Genomic DNA, 22,338 nt, shown 5'->3' with positions numbered 1-22,338 from the left:
TAATATTGTATGCATATGATGGCAATGATATAATTTTTAAAAAATCAGAAAAAAGGAATGAAAAATTATGCAATTTTCAGAAAAGATATTAAATACACCGTCCTCATTCATCCGAAATATTTTGAAAGTAACTGAATCTGAGGATGTCATTTCTTTTGCAGGGGGGCTTCCAAACCCAATCTCTTTCCCAATCGAAGCGTTAAAGGCATCTGCGAACCATGCCATTACGGAAAATGGTAGTCGTCTATTCCAATACTCTTCTACACAAGGGTACGCGCCTTTACGTGAGTACATTGCTGCCAAATATCAACGTGTACACGGACTAGATGTACATGCTGATGATGTATTTATTACAACAGGATCACAGCAGGCTCTTGAATTAATCGGGAAAGTACTTATTAACAAAGGTGATGGTATTGTCATCGAGGAGCCTGGTTACTTAGGTGCCATTCAAGCCTTCACATTAAGTGAGCCAACTTTCTATGGTGTAACACTTGAGAATGATGGATTGAACTTAGAAGAGTTAGAGAATGCACTACAACAACCAAATGTAAAATTCGTGTATACCGTTCCAAATTTCCAAAACCCAACAGGTCTTACGTATTCTAAAGAAAAACGTCAGCAAATTTGCGAAATCATGGCGAAATATGATGTAGCGTTAATTGAGGATGATCCCTATGGAGAATTACGCTTCCAAGGTGAGCCACTACCATACATCGGAGCTGGTAAATTAGAAAATAGTATTTTACTAGGTTCATTCTCTAAAACGGTCACTCCGGGAATGCGTCTTGGCTTTATCATTACAAAGAATAAAGAATTATTGCAGCATATCGAAACAGCGAAGCAAGCAACTGACCTACACACAAATATTTTCTCTCAATATGTCATTTATGATTATCTAGCAAACAATGATTATATGGAGCACGTTCAGAAAATAATCGCGTTATATAAAAATCAAGCAGATGCCATGCTCAGTGCGATGGAGGAGTTTTTCCCCGCACATGTGGACTACACACGACCAGAAGGCGGAATGTTCATTTGGGCTACAATGAACAATGGCGCTTCGGCACTAGATATCTTCCAAAAAGCGATGGACCAAAAAGTTGCCTTCGTACCTGGCGACCCATTCTACACATCAAAAACTGGTGTTAATACAATGCGCCTAAATTATACGAATGCAACACCTGAAGTCATCCGAGAAGGTATTAAACGCTTAGCTAGCATTTTATAAAGTTGAAAATTTAATCAGTGGGGGGTTTTTCATCCCCCACTTTTTTTAGTCTTCACTAATCAGGCTTTTACGGGCAATTAATCTCCCACTTAATGCCTTCGCTAGTTTTTGAAGTGGCAGTCTTGTACCTGACGCTTCGCTTTCGGTACAGATACATTACTGCCCGTAAATGCGAGATAAAGAGAATAGAAAACCGTATGAGCATATTCAGTTGGGCCTTATTTGCTTCAGTTTTTCAAAAAATTCTACTACAGTATCGTCTTTCGTTTAATATAGTGATGGCTCTTTTATTAGTGTATAGTGCGATTTCAATTCTCGTTCATTAGCTTGATAATTCGTATAAAATAACAAGCACCCCTCATCGTACGCTATAGCGTCGAAAAGGGGTGCTTCTCTCAATTCTGAAATTATTTTGTATACGTTAAAACTGCATTTTTCTTGAATTTAGCTAAAGCTTGAGTTGCCTCATCCTTGTTTGTATACTCAAAAATTCGAACATCCTTTTTATCAAATACTGTAATAACCCACATAATTAAATTCTCCCTCCTAATTTGTTTTTGTAATATAACAACCACTTAAAACCGTGATACTTTTTCAAACTGTTTTATAACAATTCCTTGCTTGATTCTTATTTTACGCCGATTTTTTTAAAAATAAAGCCTTATGTGAAGCCCTTCACAAACTGTTCAATTTCAAAACGCTTTCATTGAACAATTTGTGAAAATCGAAATTTTCAAGGCATAAAAACAGTTCTGTTTCGTTTATATATCCGTCACTTTCTATCTCTTATTAGCCAATCTTGGGTTTTCGACGGACCTGGGCAGTTTTCTTGGTAACCCGAGCATTTTACCTTCCTACCCGAGCGTTTTTACGATGAACCCGAACACTTTACTTGCCTACCTGAGCGTTGCCACGATGAACCCGAGCACTTTGCCTTCCTACCTGAGCGTTTCCCAGATGAACCCGAGCACTTTACTTGCCTACCTGAGCGTTTCTACGATTTTATCAATCCAATATAAAAAGCCGTATGTACGCCTTTTCCACGACGCACATACGGCTTTCTAATTTCGATGATAATTAAGTAGTAGTAGTAGTAGATTTTATTTCATAAAGTGAAACTTTAATCAGTAGGGTTTCTTTATCCCCCACTGATTATTAGTCTTCACCAATCGGGCTTTTACGGGCAGTTCATTACTGCCCGTTAATGCGGGATAAATTTTTATTTAACAGAATGCTGCTTCTTGCTTTTCCGATAATTCAATTTCAAAGCCTAAATCCTCAAGCATACGATAATCACTGTTTGCTTCTTGGCCTTCTGTTGTTAAGTAATCCCCAACAAAGATACTGTTTGCTGCATATAGACCTAGTGGCTGAAGTGACCCAAGATTGACTTCACGACCACCAGAAATACGAATTTCTTTTGTTGGATTAATATAACGGAACAACGCTAAAACCTTTAAACAATAGCGTGGATTTAATTCCTTCGTCCCTTCTAGTTTCGTGCCATCAATCGCATTTAAGAAGTTAACCGGAATGGAATCCGCGTCTAATTGATGAAGGGCACGTGCAATATTCACAACATCCTCTTTTGTTTCCTTCATACCGATAATGGCACCTGAACAAGGCGATATTCCATGCTTTTTCGCAATTTCAACCGTATTAACACGATCTTCATACGTATGTGAAGTAGTAATATAGGAGTGATGTCGTTCAGATGTATTTAAGTTATGGTTGTAACGGTCTACCCCTGCCTCTTTTAATTGCTGTGCCTGTTCTTCTTTTAATAAGCCAAGACAAGCACATACTTTTAAGCCATACTTTTCTTTAATTTCTGTAACCGCTTCACTTACTACATTGACATCCTTTCGAGTTGGCCCACGACCACTTGCCACGATGCAATAAGTACCAATTTTATTGTCAAATGCTCGTTTTGCCCCCGCTAAAATTTCCTCTTTCGTAATGAATGGATATTTGTCAATCGGTGCTGTTGATTTAGATGATTGTGAACAATAGCCACAATCCTCTGGGCAATAACCGCTCTTAGCATTCATAATCATATTTAATTTTACTTTTTTCCCATAGTAGTGCTTACGAATAGCAAAGGCACCGTCCATCACCTTTAATAGTTCATCATCATCACTATTTAAAATGGCAAGAGCCTCCTCATTGCTAATGATTTTCCCTGCAATAACTTCTTCTGCTAACTGTAACCAATTCATTTAAACATTCTCCCTCTCTACTTTAACAATTTTTAAAGAATTTGCTGAATTAAATACTTTATATAGTCGCTCAGCCAAAAATGCAGAAGCGATCGCTAAGCAAAAATCTGCAACAATACTGTTTAAAAAGCCAACTACGAAAATATGTGACCAGCTCGTTTTCATATGTAACCAAAAATTCAAAGATACATATAAATACGGAACTGCTACCGCATAAATAATAATAAGCCCAACAATATTTGCACCGATAAAATGCTTTTTCGTTGGAGTAACCACTCTTTCAATCATGAAACCAATTACAAAAGCGGCCAGTGCAAAGCCGATAAGGAAGCCAAATGTTGGCTGCAATACATAGGTGATGCCCCCACCTTGTGTAAAAACTGGCAAACCAACTAAACCAACGCCTATGTAGACGAGCTGACTTTGCAATCCATTGCGACTCCCGAGCAAACAGCCTGCTAAAAATACAAAAACAATTTGTAATGTAAAGGGCACTACTGGTAGCGGTATTTTAATGAATGCCCCGATTGCGGTTAAAGCAGCAAACATCGCAATCATCACAAGTGACAGTGTTGATTGTCGTTTGAACAATTTACTCCCTCCCACTCCTCAAAAAATTGCATGATCGTCTCTTTTGTAGTATCAATCATAAAACTCATTTCATCATCAGATATGACGTATGGAGGCATGAAATATAATATATTGCCGAGAGGGCGAATCAGTAAGCCTTTTGCTAAGGCACGTTTATAGATTTGATAGCCGATACGTTCCTCACTCGGTAGTGGCTCCTTTGTTTCACGATTAGCGACTAATTCAATGGCGCCAACTAGTCCTACCTGTCGATACTCACCAACAAACGGCAACTCTTCAAATGCTTTCCTAGCTAGCTCTCGCATACGATCACCCTTGTTTTGTATCATGTCGAGCACACTTTCCTCTTCAAACATTGTCAAAACTTCTAGGGCTACGCGACAAGCAAGTGTATTACCGGAATAGCTATGGGAGTGTAAAAACGCTTTCATTGTACCGTAATCATCATAAAAAGCGTTGTATACATCATCAGTCGTTAAAACTGCGGATAGTGGTAAATAACCACCCGTTAAACCTTTTGATAAGCACATAAAATCTGGAGCAATATCCGCTTGCTCACAGGCAAATAATGTACCTGTTCGTCCAAACCCAACTGCAATTTCATCTGCAATAAAATGCACATCGTATTTTGTACAAAGCTCCCGTAATCGCTTCAAATATAGTGGAGGATACATTTTCATGCCTGCAGCTGCTTGAATGAGTGGCTCAATAATAACAGCTGTAATTTCTTCATGGTGCTGACTAAGCTCCTCTTCAACAAACTGTATACATTGGGCTTGACAGCTTTCAGGATTCTCCTTAAAAGGACATCGGAAGCAATCTGGTCCTTGTGCGCGTATGGTATCCAATAAAAGTGGCTGATACACTTCGTTATACAGCCCAACTCCGCCAACAGATAAGGCACCAAGTGTTTCACCGTGATAAGCATCCGTTAAAGCTAAAAATCGCTTTTTCGTTGTTTTTCCCGTCTGCATATGATATTGAAAACTCATTTTTAGTGCGACTTCTATTGCTGACGAGCCGTTATCTGCAAAAAATACTTTATTTAAACCGTTTGGTGTTAAGGCGACTAATTTTTCTGCCACCTTTATCGCAGGTTCATGTGAAAAATTTGCAAAGATCGTATGCTCTAATGTAAACGCCTGATCACTTAATGCTTGACTTATACGCGGATTCGCATGTCCAAATAAATTGACCCACCAGGAAGATACGGCGTCTAAATAGCGATTATTATTTTCATCGTAAAGCCATACACCTTGTCCTTTTTTAATTACAATTGGCGGAAATTGCTCATAGTCCTTCATTTGCGAGCAAGGATGCCAAACATGCTGTAAATCTCTCGTCTGTAATTCAGTTAATGCTTGTTTCATATTTGACCAACCTTTCAAACAAAGATGTGTGTGAAATAGAGTAGTCAACAATCTGTGCAATATCCTCAAGCTTTGGGATCGTCGCATATGGCAAATCATGATGTTGTAGAATCGTTTTCACATTATCTTGTTCCATCTGACTACCTGTGTCTCCATTAAATACAATGCCAAGAACCCCAACATTACGAGCATGTAATGCCTCAAGTGTAAGCAATGTATGGTTAATCGTTCCTAGAGTTGTTCGTGTGACAAGGACAACGGGAAGTTTACTTTGAACGATTACATCAAGAAGCGTATTTTCTCCATATGTATCTAACGGGACAAAAAGCCCCCCTGCTCCCTCACAAATCACGACATCGTATGCTTGTTGTAACAACTGCATTTGCTGTAATAAATGTCCCACATTAATTTGCTGTCCCTCCAGTTGTGCAGCAAAATGTGGTGATGCAGCTTCCTTAAACGAATAGCCATTTAAATTTTCTTGCTTTAGTCTTTGTAATGAATACTTTTCATACATTGCTGTATCGTAGTAATAGCAATGCCCATTCTCCTTTATTTCGCCAGTTTGCACGGGCTTATAAGGCGTGACTTGTAAATCATGCTTTTGTAACTGTCGCATCAGTAATGTAGTGATAACCGTTTTACCGACAGCTGTATCCGTTCCAACAACCCAAAAATGTTGCATCGTTAACCTCCCCCTCTTTTTAAGTTAACTGTTTACAATTTTTAAGTTAACACATTTATTTTTATTTTGTAAATGCTATTTCCATATTTCATCAAAAACAGCCCTTTTCTATGTAAAAAATAGAGAATTTTGTGATAACTTAAGAACTTTTTTCATCAATAAAAAACACTAGTTTCTTACCTCGTGGTAAAACGTATATTTTCATGAGTGTGTTAATTAATCATTTGCTAATTTGAAGGTTCTTTATCATCGCATGGGGGTTGATTTCCGTTCCGACTGCGCGCTTTCCTAGGGGCGTCGGGCCAACAGATGTTTTTTGTGCGAAAGCGTAGTGCAAACGTAGCGGCAGCGACACGAGGTTGGTCACGAAGGCGTTATCACAGGACGTGATGTTTTCTCCTCCCCGCTTCGCTTGTGCTCCAAGGTCTTATCTGTAACGTAAAATTCCGCTAACGGCTACTGATTTTCCCCTCGACTTTATCAACTATTTAAACTTGTATTTTAGCTATATTTCTATTGATATCCAGAGAGAATTTTATTAGTTTCATCACTTTTCCCGTATATTACTGGAAATTTAAAGGGTTTTTCTCTTCGTTCGGAGTATTAAACTAAATGGGGGTGGCTGTATGTTTGGTATTTTTAAAGAGGCAGACAAGATTATAGATACTTATGAGCATGTTAGTTTTATTTTAAAATCCTTGCTCACATACGAGCTAAAAGATTTACCTATTCGCTATGAGTTTTGGTATCGTGTGGCAATTCGTCAGGAAGAATTGCGAACATTAAATACCGAGCATCGAGCAAAGATCTCTATGACTACAGCAGTAGGACGATTTCACCAAACACAATACGAAGAAACGAAACAAAAATTAGCAAAGCTTGAACGGCTCGCAGATATGTATAAATCGTTTTGTATTGAGGAAGAAAGAGAGGCACTAAATCATCGACTCTATTTTCATAAAGAAGCGATTGCTGAACTATATGAGCATGTCCAACATAAAGAGCTATATGTGTATTGCGATTCTGTACAGCAACAATTTTGGCATGCGGTTAGTGAAGACATATTAAATGCAATGGCCCAACTAGATTAAATAGGTAGGCCATTGCAAAGATCTATTCTTTCATAATTTTATCTATTTCCCTCATAAAGACATGAAATGCTAGACCATCGATAAAAGCATTAAAATAATCGATTTCATCTTATGCACCAATTCCCTCAATCAGTAAACTCATCTGCTTTGAATAAACGATATTCTTCTGAAAGTCTCTCCACTCCTACCTTAAAGTAGCAATTCAGAATTCGAAACATTTTCCTCTTCTGTTCGTAAATATATAAAGAGAGGAAGTGAATGACAATAGATATTAACATACATAAAGGTGGCTATGTAGAAAACGAAGCCATTATTTCAAACATTCAATTTCAAGTAAATAGTGGTGAGCTCGTTGGATTAATCGGTTCCAATGGGGCAGGCAAAAGTACAACATTACAAGCAATGATGGGTGTGCTACCAATAGTAGATGGTCAAGTGACAATAGGAACTTACGGCTACGTACCAGAAAGGCCCATTTTGTATGAGTATTTCACATTGTGGGAGCATATCGATTTTTACATGTGTGTAGCTGGTAAAGAAAATTCTTTAACACATCGTGCGAATGAATTACTGAAAATTTTTCATTTGGACCATAAGCTACATGATTATCCAACTACATTTTCCAAAGGTATGCAACAAAAAGTGATGCTTATTTTAGCATTTCTCGACAAGCATTCTACTTATATTTTAGATGAACCATTTATGGGACTTGATCCACAGGCAATGCGTAAGCTCTTAACGATTTTAGAAGAATTAAAAGCGCAAGGTGCCGCCATTTTAATGAGTACACATGCACTCGATACGGCAGAAAAAATATGTGATCGTTTCATCTTGATTGATGATGGGCGAATTTTACAGCAAGGTACACTTGAATCATTACGCTTAGCGGTGAAACAGGACAAAGCATCTCTTCTTGATATTTTCGACACACTTCTTGAGGAAAATCACCATGACTAATTTAATACAGCAACGAAGAAAATTAGAGCGCTCCCACAATTTAAAGCTACTAGCAAGCATTATTGATTGGACAGTTGCCTTATACATTGTTGTGCCGACTCTAGTCATTGGCTTTTTCCTTTATAAAGACTTTATCTTAACTATAAGTACATCGTGGATCGTACATATTCCGCTAGTCTTGTTAATTGTACTGTTATTTCTTATTACACGAATTGAAACTATTCGTACTTATTTGCAGCGAGCCGATCGTCTTTTTTTAATCCAAAACCGAAAACAAATGGTACGCTTAAAACGATCTGGTCTTTATTGGACGTTAAGTAAGCACCTAATTTTACTCGGTTCTGTCCTTGCTTTATTAGCACCCATCTTTATTATCGTTCATCATGTAACGGTATTAGAATTACTTACTTTACTACTGCTATTATTTACGACTAATTTTATGAAGGTAGTTTTACAATTAAAGCTTCGTAAATGGCAGCAACTATTAAGTAACATTTTTATATGTATTTTCGGTGCAGCTTGCTTTTTATATGTGCCCGTTATTATCACTGCACTTATTTATCTTATTCTTCTTATTTATTGCACAAGCTATTATAATAGACATTTTGTCTATAGCACTAAACATTTTGATCAACAGGTGGAGCTCGATCAAGCGGCTTTTTATAAATGGCAAAGTCTTTTATTCCGCATTGCTCCTGAGCTTCAAAGTCAGTTAGTACCGAAATTAAAAAAGCCTCGCCTACTATGGAAAAATTCAAAGCGCATGTTTCGCCGTTCCGATTATTTTATAGAGGAACTAGTATGCAAAACAATGCTTCGCCAAAAACAGTATCGCTTAGGTTATCTTCGTTTTTTATCAATGGGTATCGCACTAACCATTATTGTGCCGTCTTGGGCGAAAATTATTGTACTCGGAATTCTTTATTTTACTTTACGTTCAATGATGCAATCCGTGATCCAGCAAATTTTAGAGCATAAAATTTGGTCAATCTTTCAAGTATCCAATGAACAAATTCAGGCAGCAAGCAGTCGATTGCTAAAGGGATTTGTAGATCTCCCATTATTGTGTGCCCTTATTATTTTAGTTGTTTTTACGCTTGTAAAATAAGGTTCCTCACCATAACGTGGGGTTGATTTCCGTTCCGAATGGGCGCTTTCCTGGGAGCGACTGTCGGACGGAACTCAACTTCATATAATTAAACAGGTGCCAGCTTAGTTTGCTGGCACCTGTTGTTTATTATTTAGGTTGTTTTCTCAAAGATTGTTTTGATATTTGTGGTAAATCGAAAATTTAACTAAAGCTCTCCGGTAGTTGCAGAAAAGGGCCATTATCATTGATTTCTAAAATCAAATTTATCATTTGGCACATCTAACGTATGACCGTTTATTACCACTGTATTATTGTCTTTCCAAAAAATTTTTGCAGTATTTTCACGATAGTTCCAGTAAACATTTTTAGTTTTATTTCCTTTTTGATTAAATACCAACTCACCACGAACAGAATACGAAGTTGTAGCCCCCCCATTGGTGACATATGCTTTTAACGTGTATTTTCCATTAGGTGATGTCTCTTCTGTGAGATATTCTCCTTTTGGTAACCTATTCATATCAAAAAATGCCCAATAAACGCCATACCCAACCAATGCAACAAATAACAAACCAGATATTAAAAATCCCTTTAAAAATTTTTTGAAAAATCTCTTTGTCTCATATTCAACAATCACATCTTTATGTTCCAAAGCATGATTCCCCTTTTTATGAAAATGTCTTCTTCAAGTAAACTGGGCCGGCAGTTGAATAGCAACAATCTTATCGAAAACAGCCATTATTTATTATCTTCCATTCCTAGTAGAAGCATTTTTCTAAATTCCTGTGCTTGGTCGGCTTTTATGGCTACTTTGTTATAACGTTTTTTAAGCCCAAGCATGAAAGTCACTTCCACAGGTTCTTTCATCTTTAAAATAAACTGTGGGTAGGCCTCACCAAAATCACGTGCTACAAAATCAATTGTATCCTTGGATAATTTTCCTTCCAATTGTTCCTTATCCTCAATAAGCTCTTCAATTTGTTCAAAGCTAATTTCTGCACGTTTCATCAAACCTAACGACAAATACAGCTTATCAGATGTTACATGGACAGGGTTTAAACGAATAGCTTGCATATCTGCAATAAAAAATACAACAGAGTATACATTAAAAATAAGTAATAGAATTGAAAGAACCATCGATTTCTCATGTAACCACCAATGAATCCCAATTGTTTCAATGGCTATTCCATGGATTATCATAATTTGAAAAGCAATATAGCTCGAATTTTTATGTAAGGTTAATCCTGGACGCTCTTTTCTCTTCCAGCTTGCAAAACCGTAGTAAAGTACTAAAAAGTCTGTGCAAAGCATTTGAATAATAAGATGCTTTGGGGCATGTTTATCAACTGCTTGTGGAAATGTGAACAGGTCTGGTAAAGTATTTGATCGTACATCCGCTAGAATTCTCGGCATGTAACGAACAAGCGTTGCAACTAGTAATATTTCTAATAAAATAATCGAACCTTCAATCGCAAACCCAGCCCAAGTCACTGCAACAAATGGCTGAAGATGTTCTATTGGAATAATAAAACGAGCTGCTATACAACCAGTTGCTGCTAAAATAACCGCTTGTTTTATAGAAAACTTTCCTTTATACAGCAGAAATAAAACAGGCATAACAAGAACAAAATCAATTAACGAGCCAATAACAACTCCATTTGTTTCAGTTGGTAAAATCGATAAACCAAGACCAGTGTTATAAAGCGTGTAATTGCTGGCAAGTACGACTAACAAAAACGCTAGCCATATATTTTGCTTTCTCTTTAATGCAACCATGTCAAACCTCTCCCCTTTTCAAATGAATATCATTTATTTCATGTATAATTCCTTCCTTTAATACAATTTGATTGAGCTTTTGAACAATCTCTTTTAATTGCACAATCTCACTTAACTCAAGCTTTGAATAATATCTCGAAGTAATAAATCGTTTTATTTCTTCCTCTCTTTCAAAATACTTAATGCCTGATGTATCAAGACTTACAAATATTTCACGTCGGTTTTCAGGATTAATGCTTCTAGATACATATTGCTGCTCTTCAAGTTTACTAACCAATTGTCCGACAGCACTTGAAGTTATATTCATATAGCTTGCAATTTGTCCAATTGTCACTTGGCTATTATTTTTAAGAAAATCTAAAAGAATTATTTGTTTAGGGGATAATTCATCACTCATTAAATTTTGATGTAACTTTATGAAGTGGCTATCCATTGAATAAATTGCATCATTTATTTCCTCCACAAGCTTATATATAAGGTCTTCATCCTTTGTCATTACTACTTCAATCCTTTAAGTAAAATTAATAGTAAAGGTATCTTTATTATTAATTTTACTTTATTGTATGTGGTTATTATTGTCAATCAGTCCAACGATAAACAACATGGCTTATTCCGATAATTTTCAAGAATTTTTCACATTTTAAGATTAAGATGAACGATTCATTGCAAGCGCGGGTATTGACTTCTCTTTCACGGATATCCCCCTACTTCGCGCGATTATGCTCTGCTATTCTTTATCAAAAATTGTTTACGATAAACATGTGGGGAGTATCCTGTATATTTCTTAAATTTATCAATATAGTAACTTACTGTACTAAAGCCTGTTGTTGTAGCAATTGTAGTTATGGATTGCTCACTATCACGTAATAGCTCCATACTTTTGCGAAGACGATAGTGTAGTAAATATGTGAATGGTGTCATGCCGACCATTTTTTTGAAAAAGCTACTACATTCTGCACGACTTAAAAAAACATGTGCAGCTAAATTTTCTAAAGATATTTTTTCCTGATAATGAGCATGTAAATAATCAAGCATCTCCTTCGCTCGTTCATGCTGGACGATAATGGCTGGATCTAGTATTTCTTCTGTTAGCATTGATTGTGACAAAATAGTTTCCCAGATGACTATTAGCTCTCTCCATACCTTTAGCTCATAAAAAACGGCTTGCTCTTGCAGTAATTTCGCCACGAATTCTATTTTTTGCGCCAATTGGCCTGATAGCTTTACATAGGGCAGTCTGTTGCTCGTTATATACGGTAGTACATATTTAGTGGCAAAAATACTGTCCTTGTGTCCTCCTAATAGCAATGGATCCACGTTAATACAGAAAATTGTAGCTTGCTCTACTTGAAAAGGTTTTGCTTCATGTAAACCCGATGCATTGACAAATAGCCCCTCTCTCTCCTCAAGTACAAAAACATCTGCCCCTACTCGGTATTCCACACGACCGCTTTTCACATAGACAAATTGAATTTCCTTATGCCAATGTAACGGTAAAAAATCCAAACTATCTAGTCGCAAAACCGTCTCATACAGTGCAACTGGGAATTCCTTTGTCCCATGTAACGTTAGTTCTTGTAAATCCTTCGCAATTTTTATATGTGTTAACGCCACTACTTAGCTCACCTCAATATATTGATATTTTTAAACCTATAAATCGATATTTCTTGTGCTTAAAGTTCTTTATTATTGTTTTATATTGATAGTTTAGGAGATGTTTTAAGATGAATCAATCAGCACAGAAAAATCGTACTCTTGGTTTTATTCTTGTCATTTTAGGGGCAAGTTTTTGGGGTCTTGGTGGCACCGTCGCACAAAAGCTTTTTCAGCAGGAAAATATAGAGGTTGGCTGGCTCGTTTCTAGTCGTCTTCTTTTAGCGGGCCTATTACTCATTATTGCCTATAAAATTACACATCGTAAAGAATCTATTTTTGTGATGTGGCGGACAAAGCAAAATGCTTTTAGACAAATTTTATTTAGTTTACTTGGAATGCTGGCAGTTCAATATACTTATATGATGTCGATTGCTATAGGCAATTCTGCTGTTGCAACATTATTGCAGTATTTAGCACCACTTTTTATAATGGCTTATTATTTAATAACGAAGCATAGTCAATTGACAAAGCAGGATGGAATAGCTGTGACTCTGACACTTGTTGGTACTTTTCTATTACTAACAAATGGCTCGTTGTCTACACTTTCTGTGCCATCGATGGCAGTGTTTTGGGGGATTTTATCTGGTCTTTCGGCTGCTTTTTATACATTATATGCCGTCTCACTCTTACAGCAGTTTCATTCATTGTTAGTTGTAGGTTGGTCAATGCTTATTGGCGGGATCGTGATGAGTTTTTTCCATCAACCATGGCAAATTGACATGACTAACTGGGCATTTTCGACAATCACTTACTTTCTGTTTATCGTAATTTTTGGGACAATGCTAGCATTTTGGTTTTATATAGCAAGTTTGCATTATTTATCGCCAAAAGAAACTAGTTTACTTGGTAGCCTTGAGCCTCTAACAGCTGTTATTACAAGTGTGGTTTGGCTTAAAATTGCCTTTGGTAGTTTTCAGTTTATTGGGACAATGCTGATTCTCTGCATGATTTTATATCTCACAGTTTTTCAGAAAAGGCACTCTTAAGGAAGGTTTAACTAAATTTAGATAAATCTAAAATAAATAGTCATAAATTCCTATAAAAAAAAATTAAATAAACTATGAATCCATACATAAAATTTACATATTATATATATCTTTTTTCCTTATCTGTACAGTATACTGAAAATATCTTCAATCATTAACAGGGGGTATTTTTATGGAAAAAAAAGTTATTTTTTTCGAGGTTCGCGGCGGCACAGATAAGGGCCCTGACGGCTATCGAAAAGATACGATGCCAATGGTGAATGCGCTACAACAACGTGGGCAGGATGCAGAAGTTATTTTCTTTGATGTAACGAAAAAAGAGGAAATTTTTAATTATGTCAAAGAGCAAGGGATTGCCTATGTATCACGTATTAATCCTGGAAACTTACAGCATGAAAAAGAGTATTTTGATATGTTGCGTGAGCTATGTAATGCAGGTGTCATCGGTATGCCACACCCTGATGCGATGATTGGCTATGGTTCTAAAGATGTATTATCAAAGCTAACCTCTACAAATTTAGTGCCTGATGATACATTTGCTTATTATACAATTGAAGCATTTAAAGCTCAGTTCCCTACTTCTCTTGCTATGACCGAACGCGTCCTAAAGCAAAATCGTGGATCGACGGGCGAAGGTATATGGCGAGTTAAATTGGTTGAACCTCTGGCTGAGGGAATCAAAGAAGTGCCACTTGATGCGGAGATTAAATGTACAGAAGCAAAGGATAATCATGTAGAGTATTGGAAACTTAGCGAATTCATGACGTTCTGTGAGCAATATATTACAGGCCTAAATGGCATGTTAATTGATATGCGTTTCCTTCCTCGTATTATTGAAGGCGAAATCCGCTTATTTATGTTACGTGATAAACCCGTTCACGTAGTACATAAAAAACCGGCAGAATCCGAGGACGCATTTAGTGCAACACTGTTCTCTGGTGCGCAATATCGCTATGATGCACCAGAGGACTGGGAAGAGCTTGTTCAAAACTTTTTAACACAACTACCACTCGTAACTAGTTTACTGGGCAATTATGCTTTACCGCTTATATGGACTGCTGATTTCATGCTTGATACAAACGAAGCTGGCGAAGATTGCTATATTCTAGGGGAAATGAATTGTTCATGTGTAGGCTTCACTTCTGAACTTTCTTTAGCACATCAAGTAGCAGAAGAAATTTTAGCTTGTATCCATGAAAATACTGAGGTTTCAGCATAAAGTGGACTTTAATCAATGGTGCTTTTACTGAGCGCTAATATAGGATAAATGGAAAAGTGCGATCTTTTGGGATCGCACTTTTCATATATAGATCTTAATAGCTTGTATAAATTCATAAATAAAATATCCGGCAAAGCAAATTAGTAATACACCCGCTACCATTGTAAGCGACTTAATGACCTTACGACTCATCGCTTTACGGGTAATTGAAACAATGGTCATCAAGCCAATATCATGCAACAATATGCCACTCAGAACCCCTGCAGCGATTACTAAAAAGTTTGCAGACTCTCCTTGACCATATGATTTGGCTAGTACAACACCGAAAACGTTTAACCAAAATACTAGATTTCCAGGCGAAATAGCAACTAGTAAACCATTACGATATGAAGCAAAAAACGATTTTGTCACTTTCTCTCCTGCAAGCGTAATATCATGATCAGCATTTTTGATAGAATCCAGCCCTAAAAGAAATAAAAAACCAGCCCCTATAATCCACATAGGAATTTGAATGATAGGCATTGCTAAAATGGACGCTAGTCCCATATACAATGCAAAAACTAATACAATATCAATTGTCATACCACCAAGCCCGACAGCCCAACCATGCATAAATCCATTTTTTAGTCCTTGCTTTGTCATTTCTACTGTAATAGCTCCAACAGGCATGGCAATCGCAAGTCCTACCAACACATACGCTACATATAAACTCAAAAAAACACTTCTTTCAAATAAAGTAGGTTTCATACGTCCGTTTATAATTGTATTATAGCATGAAAATACAGAAATTGACCTAAATATTTATATTTATTCATTTTTATGGAATAACTTAACTATTACTCTAGGAAGCCCATTGTATTACATACGAGTTTCAAGGAATGCCCTATGTAGTTAAAAGTTTATGCAAAAGGCACCCCTTATTATGAGAAATGCCTGATTGTGTTGAAGAAATGGTCAAAGAAATTTTTGTGAATTTGTCTTGTTAAAAGAGGTTGATTTCTGTTCCATGCTACCCACAATAATCGAACGGAATAAACTTATAACTGTGATGTTATAAATCTGTTGTTACTGCAGTTTCATTTTAAAATAATAGGCTCTGTTAAATAACTCTGTTGATATTCGAATAAAACGAACAATCGTTCTATAAAGTAAGAAAAAATATGATTGTGAGTGATACGAATGGCTTTGAGAGAGATTATTAAAGAGATTGAAAAACTAAGCACAGCCGACCAATATCGTTTAAAAGAGTTTTTCGTTAAATCCCTTAACTCTTATTCTGTAAGTGAACCTGTCTTTAAAGAGGTTTCTGAACAGAAGCATAAAGGTGGATACACTTGTACTCATTGTCATTCAAATAATGCGGTTCGTTTTGGAAAATATTCAGTAAAGGTCGGTATGAAAACGATGGAACGTCAACGTTACCGTTGTAAAGATTGTGGTAAGACTTTTACTGATGTAACTAATACACCTTTATATCGTACTCATCTTCCACACAAATGGTTGGATTTTGTTCAGTGTATGATTGAGGGATATTCTCTTCGTAAGGCATCAGAGATGATTGAAGTTCACTTCGTAACTTTATTCTATTGGAGACATAAATTGCTCTCAGCACTTAAACAAATGGATTTTGAAGAGTTTTCAGGTATCGTAGAAATGGATGAGACTTATTTTCTATACTCAGAAAAAGGAAAGCGTAATATAGATGGTCGTAAACCTCGTAAGCGTGGTGGTTAGTCTAAATACAGAGGAATTAGTAAAGAGCAAGTTTGTGTACTTATTGCGAGAGACCGTCAAAAATCCACGTTTTCAAAAGTGCTTGGTCAAGGACGGATTGTAAAAGTACGATTAGATAAAGCAATAGGGTCAAAACTTACTGCTTCAAATGTACTTTGCACAGATGCGTGGAGGGCATTTAAAACGTATGCAACCGAGAAAGGATTAGAACATTATCGGTTCAAATCTGATGGTAAAGACAGAGTGAGAGGTCTATACCATATCCAAAATGTAAATAACTATCACAGCCGTCTCAAAGGCTGGGTTGACCGTTTTAATGGTGTGGCGACAAAATACCTCGACCATTATTTAAGTTGGTTTCAATTCTTAGACATTATCAAGCATCGTAATGACGATACCACTGTTAGTAAGATGATTGTTGATAGTTGTTTATTCTCTACTAAAACAACATATGAAGAACTTAGAACATTCAGTTATGGTAAATAAAAATGAGGAGAAATATTATGCGAGAGAAAAAAGTTCGAGGAGTTAAACGGAAATCTAATAATATGATTAAGCGTATTGAAGAAAACACATTGGAGTTTCCAGCTGAATTTTACAATGGTTATTGGCATCTGCACCTACCTGTTGCTCAAGACTTTATAAATTCCGACAAAACACCAAAAAAAATTAAACGACTCTGCATTCAAACACTATTGGATAGAACTGAACATCTAATTGGTTTGAAGCCTAATGACAAAGAAAAGTATCGAGTAGTTGTTGCAGTTGATTTGCCTGATTTATGGGGTTCGCAAATTATTGTATTTAAAGGTGACTCCCATTTTAAAGATTTCTTTAACAGGAACGACGAATATCAAAAGTGGCTTCATCTATCTGATAATAGAAACGTTCAAACTGAATGGGGATTATCTGTTCCTAACGATTTGCAAATATCAGGTTTTAAAGAAGTAATTACTGATGAAGATGGATACCACTATGAAGGTGAAATTTGGTTTATCGGGGAATTAAAATAAATTTAAAGGGACATCAAAATTCGTATGTCCCTTTTCTTAATCAAAAAAACAATAATATTGTTTAACAGAGCCAAATAATAAAGTGACATGCCAGAGGATATATGTAATGTTAAGTAGTTGATTGGAGTGGAGGCTGGGCGACTCCAGGAAGCTTTGCTCTGTGCGAAAGCGAAGCGTCAGCAACAAGTGTTTTATCTGTGCGAAAGCGAAGCGTCAGCAACAACAAAGCGCCCAGCAGAAACGGAAATCAACCCCACATTTTGCCGAAGGGCCATACTTTATAAGACACCTTAATTTCACTGACACAATAGTTTTTTAACAATATGAAGTATCTCCATTATGAGAGATGTTTCTTTTCTGTTACAGCATTTGTTTTTTCCATTGTGACAGCAGATCATTGGATTTCGCAATGTCCACTTTTAATACCACTTGCTTGGCAGAGCAACGCTTTTTAGCCTTTTCCCATGCTTCTTCTAGAGCAGGTAAATAGCTTAAATTTTTTGTAGTTGCGACAAGCTGGAAAAAAATATTCCCTTGAATATAGTACCAGCGAGGGTTCATGCTATCTAACTGAATAGCTTCTTCAATAAGACGTAATGCTAAATACGGGCTGCCTTCATTTCGACTCAAAAATTGTGCGAAGGCTCCCCAGAAAAGGGCTATATTTGGCTGTAGTTTTATCGCCTCCGCATATTGTACAAGTGCTTTGTCATGCTCCTCTGCAAGAGCAAAATATTCAGCCATTGTATAATATGCATTCGCTTGTGCCTCGATCGATCCAGCTAATAATTCATCTACTACTTTACCGAATTGCTGATCATCCTCACTTCCTATGTATGCAGCGAGTACATCACGCTCTGGATAGGAGCCATCTGTTCGTTCAACACTTTGCTTCACTTTTTCTGCAGTAGGAATAGGCATATTTGCATAACCGTTCGCTTCCAATAATGCGACGTGCTGTTGGATTGTTGGAAATGATTCATGTTTTGTAAACGCACTATTAGCTATAAGTGCTTTGGCTAATTGATAGCTTTCTTTTGCATGACCATTTAAAAATAATTCATTTATTTGTTGGACTTGCTCATCAAACTGTTTGATCACTATTTAAATCCTCACCTTCATCAAAAGAAAAGTCTTATAGGTATTTTACCATCTTTAAATCTAAAACAAACTAAATAGCAATAATTTTTCTATAATTCTTTTAATTCAATGTTAATCAGTAGACCACATTAAAAGTCTGATAACATTGTAGTTCATCATATAGCGAGGTTTGATTTCCGTTCCGACTGAGCGTTTTCCCGAGGGCACCCGATGAGCCGCTTCACACGCGTTGCTTGGCACGGAGTTTCGCCACTTGGCCATGCATTTTGCTGCTTGGTGGAGACTTTTCGCCAATTGGCCATGGTTTCCGCTGCTTGTACATGCTTTTCCGCCGTTAACACATCTCTTTCCGCCGCTAACGCATGCCTTTCCGCCGCTAACACATCCTTTCCGCCACTAACACATCTCTTTCCGCCACTAACACATCTCTTTCCGCCGCTAACACATCTCTTTCCGCCGCTAACGCATCTCTTTCCGCCGCTAACGCATCTCTTTCCGCCGCTAACGCATCCTTTTCCGCCGCTAACGCATGCCTTTCCGCCGCTAACACATCTCTTTCCGCCACTTCATCTGTGACGGTAATACCCAGATTAAAAAACATTGGTTAAAGTTCTGAATTATGAGATAATTGAAGTGCGTTTTCATTTTTTGAGAGCAGGTAAATATATATAGGAGGGCTTGTGCTATGAATAGACGATTTCATTTTGTATCGCTTATTATTGGAAATTTGTTAACATTAGGAGTTATTTTCATTTATGCTATGCAAAGTCAAGTGGATGTGGCCCTCAGCACGTATGCCCTTGTGATGGGGTTTTTAAGCATATTACTACTGATCTTTTTTTATTTATGGGGGGATGAAAAACAACAAATATCGAATCGTTTTTCTAAATAACTCGAGTGACTTAAAACTACAGTTTTGAAGTGATTCAATTTTTTTCAAACGCTCATTGAACAAAATTTTTCCCCTTCTCTACATCCGTAGTTAAGGGATTTTTTTCACAAAAAGCTTCTTTTTTCGTGGTATTCCTCTCTGAATACGACTAACCATTGTTGAAAAATAAAAAATTTTGTAGAAAATTTAAAAAGAATGATTGAGTAGTGATTCAATTTTCTGTATAATCAGCTTGTTTGACAATACTAATATGAATTTGGGGGTAGACAATTGGGTAAAGCATTGATTATAGGAGCTGGCGGAGTAGCCAGTGTTGTGGTACACAAGTGTGTTCAAAATTCGGACGTATTTGAGGAGATTTGTATCGCAAGTAGAACTGTTTCAAAATGTGACGCTCTAAAAGAAAAACTAGATGGCGGAAAAACAAAGATTCATACCGCACGGGTAGACGCAGACAATACGGAAGAGGTTATTGAGCTGATTAAAGCTTTTGGACCGGAAGTTGTTATTAATGTAGCACTACCTTATCAAGACTTAACGATTATGGATGCTTGCTTAGCGACAGGTGTACACTATGTGGATACTGCAAACTACGAGCCACCTGAAACGGCAAAATTTGAATATAAATGGCAATGGGCTTATAAAGAGAAGTTCGAAAAAGCTGGCTTAACCGCTTTACTTGGTAGCGGTTTTGACCCAGGTGTAACGGGCGTTTTCACAGCTCATGCACAAAAACATGAATTTGATGAAATCCACTACATTGATATCGTGGATGCAAATGCTGGTGATCACGGTTACCATTTCGCAACAAACTTCAACCCAGAAATCAACATTCGTGAAATTACTGCGAATGGTCGTTACTGGAAAGAAGGCGAGTGGGTTGAAACTGCACCACTTGAGAAAAAAGAGGTTTATAACTTACCAGAAATCGGACCAAAAGATATTTACCTTTTATACCATGAAGAACTAGAATCACTTGCTAAAAACATTAAAGGCTTAAAGCAAATCCGTTTCTGGATGACATTCTCTGAAAAATACTTAACTCATTTAAAAGTATTAGAGAATGTTGGTATGACTTCTATCGAGCCTATTGAATTTGAAGGACAAATGATTCAACCAATTCATTTCCTGAAAGCTGTACTACCTGATCCAGCATCACTTGGACCACGTACAAAAGGAAAAACAAACATCGGTTGTATTATTCGCGGTCTAAAAGATGGTAAGGAAAAAACTTATTATGTGTACAATGTTTGTGACCACGAGGAATGCTATAACGAGGTTGGTTCACAAGCAATTTCATACACAACTGGTGTACCAGCAATGATTGGTGCAATGCTTGTGATGAACGGTCAATGGCGTAAACCTGGCGTTTGGAATGTCGAAGACTTCAATCCAGATCCATTCATGGATGCACTAAATAAATGGGGTCTACCATGGCAAGAAAGCCATAATCCAGAATTACTTGACCTTGAGTTAGATGTAAAGGAATTAAGTCGATGAAACCAATTGATTTCTCAAAAGTTCCATCCCCTTCTTACATAGTGGATGAACGATTATTAACAAAAAATCTAGAACTTTTAAAATCGATTCAAGATCGCACAGGCTGCCGTATTTTACTTGCTTTAAAAGGGTTTTCAATGCATTCAACATTCCCTTTAGTGGGTGAATATTTAGCAGGGATTACGTCTAGTTCATTATTTGAGGCTCGCCTCGGCTATGAAAAAATGGGCAAAGAAGTCCATGTCTATGCACCAGCTTATGTGGAGCATGAAATGGACGAGCTTCTTGGCTATGTTGATCATATTGTCTTTAATTCCTTTAACCAATGGAATCAATATAAGGACAAAGTAAAATCTGCTGGTAAAACAATTGAATGTGGTATTCGTATCAATCCCGAGTACTCTGAAATTGAAACAGCACTTTACGACCCTTGCTACACGAATTCTCGTCTTGGCACAACATTAGCCAACTTCGACAAGTCACAACTTGACGGTATTGATGGCTTACACTTCCATGCAATGTGTGAGCAAAACTCCGATACGTTAGAGCGTATTATCCAAGTTGTCGAAGAAAAATTTTGTGATGTCTTACATCAAATGAAATGGTTAAACTTTGGCGGAGGTCACCATATTACTCGTGAGGATTACGATGTAGAAAAACTTGTGAATATCATTAATTACATTCAAGACAAGTATAACCTTCTCGTATATTTAGAGCCAGGTGAAGCTGTTGCACTTAATACAGGCTATTTAGTAGCAACTGTTCTCGATGTACAGAAAAACGGTATGGACTTAGCAATTTTAGATACATCGGCAACTTGCCATATGCCAGACGTTCTAGAAATGCCCTACCGCCCAATGATCATCGGTTCTGGTCAACCAAATGAGCTAGCTTACACTTACCGCCTAGGTGGGCTTACATGTCTTGCTGGCGATGTAATTGGTGATTATTCATTCGAACAGCCTTTACAACCAGGTGATCGTTTAGTATTTACGGATATGGCGCATTACTCAATGGTGAAAAATCATATGTTTAATGGTGTAAATCTTCCATCAATCGTTTCTTATAACGATAAAGAAGGCATTAAAGTCATTCGTGAATTTAAATTTGAAGACTATAGCGGTCGACTTTCCTAATAAAACTGATATAGGACCAGGCGTGTTGATTAGGAAAAATAAGTTTATTATTGAGCGATAAAAGGATTTTTTCGTTACCACTTTGCCAATATAT

At 37.0% G+C, this 22,338-nt stretch carries 21 protein-coding genes and 3 pseudogenes; 12 read left to right on the top strand and 12 right to left on the bottom strand.

Annotated features, from left to right (window positions below):
• The first annotated feature begins 67 nt into the window (after window positions 1–67).
• Entirely contained in the window at window positions 68–1,231 is a 1,164-nt protein-coding gene (locus AMS59_RS10835) for a PLP-dependent aminotransferase family protein (protein WP_053483770.1), read from the top strand.
• A gap of 197 nt (window positions 1,232–1,428) precedes the next feature.
• A pseudogene (locus AMS59_RS26230) lies at window positions 1,429–1,557 on the top strand (lysine transporter LysE); the annotation flags it as partial.
• 81 nt (window positions 1,558–1,638) lie between these two features.
• Here AMS59_RS26230 and AMS59_RS26660 read toward each other — a convergent pair.
• The 5 genes from AMS59_RS26660 to bioD all read right to left on the bottom strand — a co-directional run bounded on the left by AMS59_RS26660 (window position 1,639) and on the right by bioD (window position 6,096).
• Window positions 1,639–1,761, bottom strand: coding sequence for a hypothetical protein (locus tag AMS59_RS26660; protein ID WP_255350007.1), 123 nt, complete (start codon window positions 1,759–1,761; stop codon window positions 1,639–1,641).
• A 693-nt stretch (window positions 1,762–2,454) separates the two neighbouring features.
• Entirely contained in the window at window positions 2,455–3,450 is a 996-nt protein-coding gene (gene bioB, locus AMS59_RS10830) for a biotin synthase BioB (RefSeq protein WP_053483769.1), read from the bottom strand.
• Window positions 3,451–4,041, bottom strand: coding sequence for a biotin transporter BioY (locus AMS59_RS10825; protein WP_053483768.1), 591 nt, complete (start codon window positions 4,039–4,041; stop codon window positions 3,451–3,453).
• Complete coding sequence (gene bioA, locus AMS59_RS10820) at window positions 4,008–5,411, bottom strand: adenosylmethionine--8-amino-7-oxononanoate transaminase (RefSeq protein ID WP_053483767.1); 1,404 nt, start codon at window positions 5,409–5,411, stop codon at window positions 4,008–4,010. Before bioA ends, AMS59_RS10825 begins: the two co-directional genes overlap by 34 nt.
• On the bottom strand, window positions 5,392–6,096 hold the full coding sequence (gene bioD, locus AMS59_RS10815) for a dethiobiotin synthase (RefSeq protein WP_053483766.1): 705 nt from the start codon (window positions 6,094–6,096) through the stop codon (window positions 5,392–5,394). Before bioD ends, bioA begins: the two co-directional genes overlap by 20 nt.
• Before the next feature lie 626 nt (window positions 6,097–6,722).
• Between bioD and AMS59_RS10810 the strand changes: the two genes are divergently transcribed.
• The 3 genes from AMS59_RS10810 to AMS59_RS10800 all read left to right on the top strand — a co-directional run bounded on the left by AMS59_RS10810 (window position 6,723) and on the right by AMS59_RS10800 (window position 9,252).
• On the top strand, window positions 6,723–7,187 hold the full coding sequence (locus AMS59_RS10810; RefSeq protein WP_053483765.1) for a hypothetical protein: 465 nt from the start codon (window positions 6,723–6,725) through the stop codon (window positions 7,185–7,187).
• Between the two features lie 258 nt (window positions 7,188–7,445).
• Window positions 7,446–8,144, top strand: coding sequence for an ABC transporter ATP-binding protein (locus AMS59_RS10805; protein WP_053483764.1), 699 nt, complete (start codon window positions 7,446–7,448; stop codon window positions 8,142–8,144).
• A complete protein-coding gene (locus AMS59_RS10800; RefSeq protein WP_053483763.1) occupies window positions 8,137–9,252 on the top strand; it encodes an ABC transporter permease in 1,116 nt (371 codons plus the stop codon). The genes AMS59_RS10805 and AMS59_RS10800 overlap by 8 nt, the downstream gene beginning before the upstream one ends.
• 223 nt (window positions 9,253–9,475) lie before the next feature.
• Here AMS59_RS10800 and AMS59_RS10795 read toward each other — a convergent pair whose 3' ends face one another.
• The 4 genes from AMS59_RS10795 to AMS59_RS10780 all read right to left on the bottom strand — a co-directional run bounded on the left by AMS59_RS10795 (window position 9,476) and on the right by AMS59_RS10780 (window position 12,621).
• Window positions 9,476–9,811, bottom strand: a complete 336-nt coding sequence (locus AMS59_RS10795; RefSeq protein WP_053484143.1) for a DUF5412 domain-containing protein — start codon at window positions 9,809–9,811, stop codon at window positions 9,476–9,478.
• Between the two features lie 158 nt (window positions 9,812–9,969).
• On the bottom strand, window positions 9,970–11,007 hold the full coding sequence (locus AMS59_RS10790; protein ID WP_053483762.1) for a hypothetical protein: 1,038 nt from the start codon (window positions 11,005–11,007) through the stop codon (window positions 9,970–9,972).
• A 1-nt stretch (window position 11,008) separates the two neighbouring features.
• Window positions 11,009–11,503 (bottom strand): MarR family winged helix-turn-helix transcriptional regulator, encoded by a 495-nt coding sequence (locus AMS59_RS10785; protein ID WP_053483761.1) that lies wholly within the window; start codon window positions 11,501–11,503, stop codon window positions 11,009–11,011.
• A gap of 221 nt (window positions 11,504–11,724) precedes the next feature.
• The gene (locus AMS59_RS10780; RefSeq protein WP_053483760.1) at window positions 11,725–12,621 is read right to left on the bottom strand and encodes an AraC family transcriptional regulator; all 897 of its coding nucleotides are present in this window, start codon (window positions 12,619–12,621) and stop codon (window positions 11,725–11,727) included.
• Between the two features lie 110 nt (window positions 12,622–12,731).
• Between AMS59_RS10780 and AMS59_RS10775 the strand changes: the two genes are divergently transcribed.
• A complete protein-coding gene (locus tag AMS59_RS10775) occupies window positions 12,732–13,649 on the top strand; it encodes a DMT family transporter (RefSeq protein ID WP_053483759.1) in 918 nt (305 codons plus the stop codon).
• A 172-nt stretch (window positions 13,650–13,821) separates the two neighbouring features.
• Window positions 13,822–14,868: a Cj0069 family protein gene (locus tag AMS59_RS10770; RefSeq protein WP_053483758.1), complete on the top strand. Its 1,047-nt coding sequence runs from the start codon at window positions 13,822–13,824 to the stop codon at window positions 14,866–14,868.
• A gap of 81 nt (window positions 14,869–14,949) precedes the next feature.
• Here AMS59_RS10770 and AMS59_RS10765 read toward each other — a convergent pair whose 3' ends face one another.
• Complete coding sequence (locus AMS59_RS10765; RefSeq protein WP_053483757.1) at window positions 14,950–15,582, bottom strand: LysE family transporter; 633 nt, start codon at window positions 15,580–15,582, stop codon at window positions 14,950–14,952.
• Between the two features lie 465 nt (window positions 15,583–16,047).
• Between AMS59_RS10765 and AMS59_RS10760 the strand changes: the two are divergent.
• A pseudogene (locus tag AMS59_RS10760) lies at window positions 16,048–17,088 on the top strand (IS1595 family transposase).
• Between the two features lie 17 nt (window positions 17,089–17,105).
• Window positions 17,106–17,615, top strand: a complete 510-nt coding sequence (locus AMS59_RS10755; RefSeq protein WP_053483756.1) for a DUF3916 domain-containing protein — start codon at window positions 17,106–17,108, stop codon at window positions 17,613–17,615.
• Between the two features lie 360 nt (window positions 17,616–17,975).
• Here the strand turns inward: AMS59_RS10755 and AMS59_RS10750 are convergent, their stop codons facing one another.
• Window positions 17,976–18,716 (bottom strand): hypothetical protein, encoded by a 741-nt coding sequence (locus AMS59_RS10750; protein WP_234007733.1) that lies wholly within the window; start codon window positions 18,714–18,716, stop codon window positions 17,976–17,978.
• A 155-nt stretch (window positions 18,717–18,871) separates the two neighbouring features.
• Window positions 18,872–19,213, bottom strand: a pseudogene (locus AMS59_RS26970) (hypothetical protein); the annotation flags it as partial.
• A gap of 188 nt (window positions 19,214–19,401) precedes the next feature.
• Here AMS59_RS26970 and AMS59_RS10735 point away from each other — a divergent pair.
• The 3 genes from AMS59_RS10735 (at window position 19,402) to nspC (ending at window position 22,244) form a co-directional block, all read left to right on the top strand.
• Window positions 19,402–19,608 (top strand): hypothetical protein, encoded by a 207-nt coding sequence (locus AMS59_RS10735; RefSeq protein ID WP_053483752.1) that lies wholly within the window; start codon window positions 19,402–19,404, stop codon window positions 19,606–19,608.
• 270 nt (window positions 19,609–19,878) lie between these two features.
• The gene (locus AMS59_RS10730) at window positions 19,879–21,108 is read left to right on the top strand and encodes a saccharopine dehydrogenase family protein (RefSeq protein ID WP_053483751.1); all 1,230 of its coding nucleotides are present in this window, start codon (window positions 19,879–19,881) and stop codon (window positions 21,106–21,108) included.
• Window positions 21,105–22,244: a carboxynorspermidine decarboxylase gene (nspC, locus tag AMS59_RS10725; RefSeq protein WP_053483750.1), complete on the top strand. Its 1,140-nt coding sequence runs from the start codon at window positions 21,105–21,107 to the stop codon at window positions 22,242–22,244. Before AMS59_RS10730 ends, nspC begins: the two co-directional genes overlap by 4 nt.
• Window positions 22,245–22,338 lie beyond the last annotated feature (94 nt).

Source organism: Lysinibacillus sp. FJAT-14745, from assembly GCF_001275675.1.
Taxonomy (GTDB): Bacteria; Bacillota; Bacilli; order Bacillales_A; family Planococcaceae; genus Lysinibacillus.
The sequence above is the reverse complement of the archived record's forward strand: the minus strand, read 5'-3'. Positions and strand labels throughout refer to the sequence as shown.

Bases quoted from the DNA above. Each gene is read 5' to 3' on its own strand.
- AMS59_RS10805 (WP_053483764.1), top strand. From the start codon at position 7,446: ATGACAATAGATATTAACATACATAAAGGTGGCTATGTAGAAAACGAA.
- bioD (WP_053483766.1), bottom strand. From the start codon at position 6,096: ATGCAACATTTTTGGGTTGTTGGAACGGATACAGCTGTCGGTAAAACG.
- AMS59_RS10835 (WP_053483770.1), top strand. From the start codon at position 68: ATGCAATTTTCAGAAAAGATATTAAATACACCGTCCTCATTCATCCGA.
- AMS59_RS10790 (WP_053483762.1), bottom strand. From the start codon at position 11,007: ATGGTTGCATTAAAGAGAAAGCAAAATATATGGCTAGCGTTTTTGTTA.
- bioA (WP_053483767.1), bottom strand. From the start codon at position 5,411: ATGAAACAAGCATTAACTGAATTACAGACGAGAGATTTACAGCATGTT.
- nspC (WP_053483750.1), top strand. From the start codon at position 21,105: ATGAAACCAATTGATTTCTCAAAAGTTCCATCCCCTTCTTACATAGTG.
- AMS59_RS10735 (WP_053483752.1), top strand. From the start codon at position 19,402: ATGAATAGACGATTTCATTTTGTATCGCTTATTATTGGAAATTTGTTA.
- AMS59_RS10755 (WP_053483756.1), top strand. From the start codon at position 17,106: ATGCGAGAGAAAAAAGTTCGAGGAGTTAAACGGAAATCTAATAATATG.
- AMS59_RS10810 (WP_053483765.1), top strand. From the start codon at position 6,723: ATGTTTGGTATTTTTAAAGAGGCAGACAAGATTATAGATACTTATGAG.
- AMS59_RS10775 (WP_053483759.1), top strand. From the start codon at position 12,732: ATGAATCAATCAGCACAGAAAAATCGTACTCTTGGTTTTATTCTTGTC.
- AMS59_RS26660 (WP_255350007.1), bottom strand. From the start codon at position 1,761: ATGTGGGTTATTACAGTATTTGATAAAAAGGATGTTCGAATTTTTGAG.
- bioB (WP_053483769.1), bottom strand. From the start codon at position 3,450: ATGAATTGGTTACAGTTAGCAGAAGAAGTTATTGCAGGGAAAATCATT.
- AMS59_RS10770 (WP_053483758.1), top strand. From the start codon at position 13,822: ATGGAAAAAAAAGTTATTTTTTTCGAGGTTCGCGGCGGCACAGATAAG.
- AMS59_RS10785 (WP_053483761.1), bottom strand. From the start codon at position 11,503: ATGACAAAGGATGAAGACCTTATATATAAGCTTGTGGAGGAAATAAAT.
- AMS59_RS10800 (WP_053483763.1), top strand. From the start codon at position 8,137: ATGACTAATTTAATACAGCAACGAAGAAAATTAGAGCGCTCCCACAAT.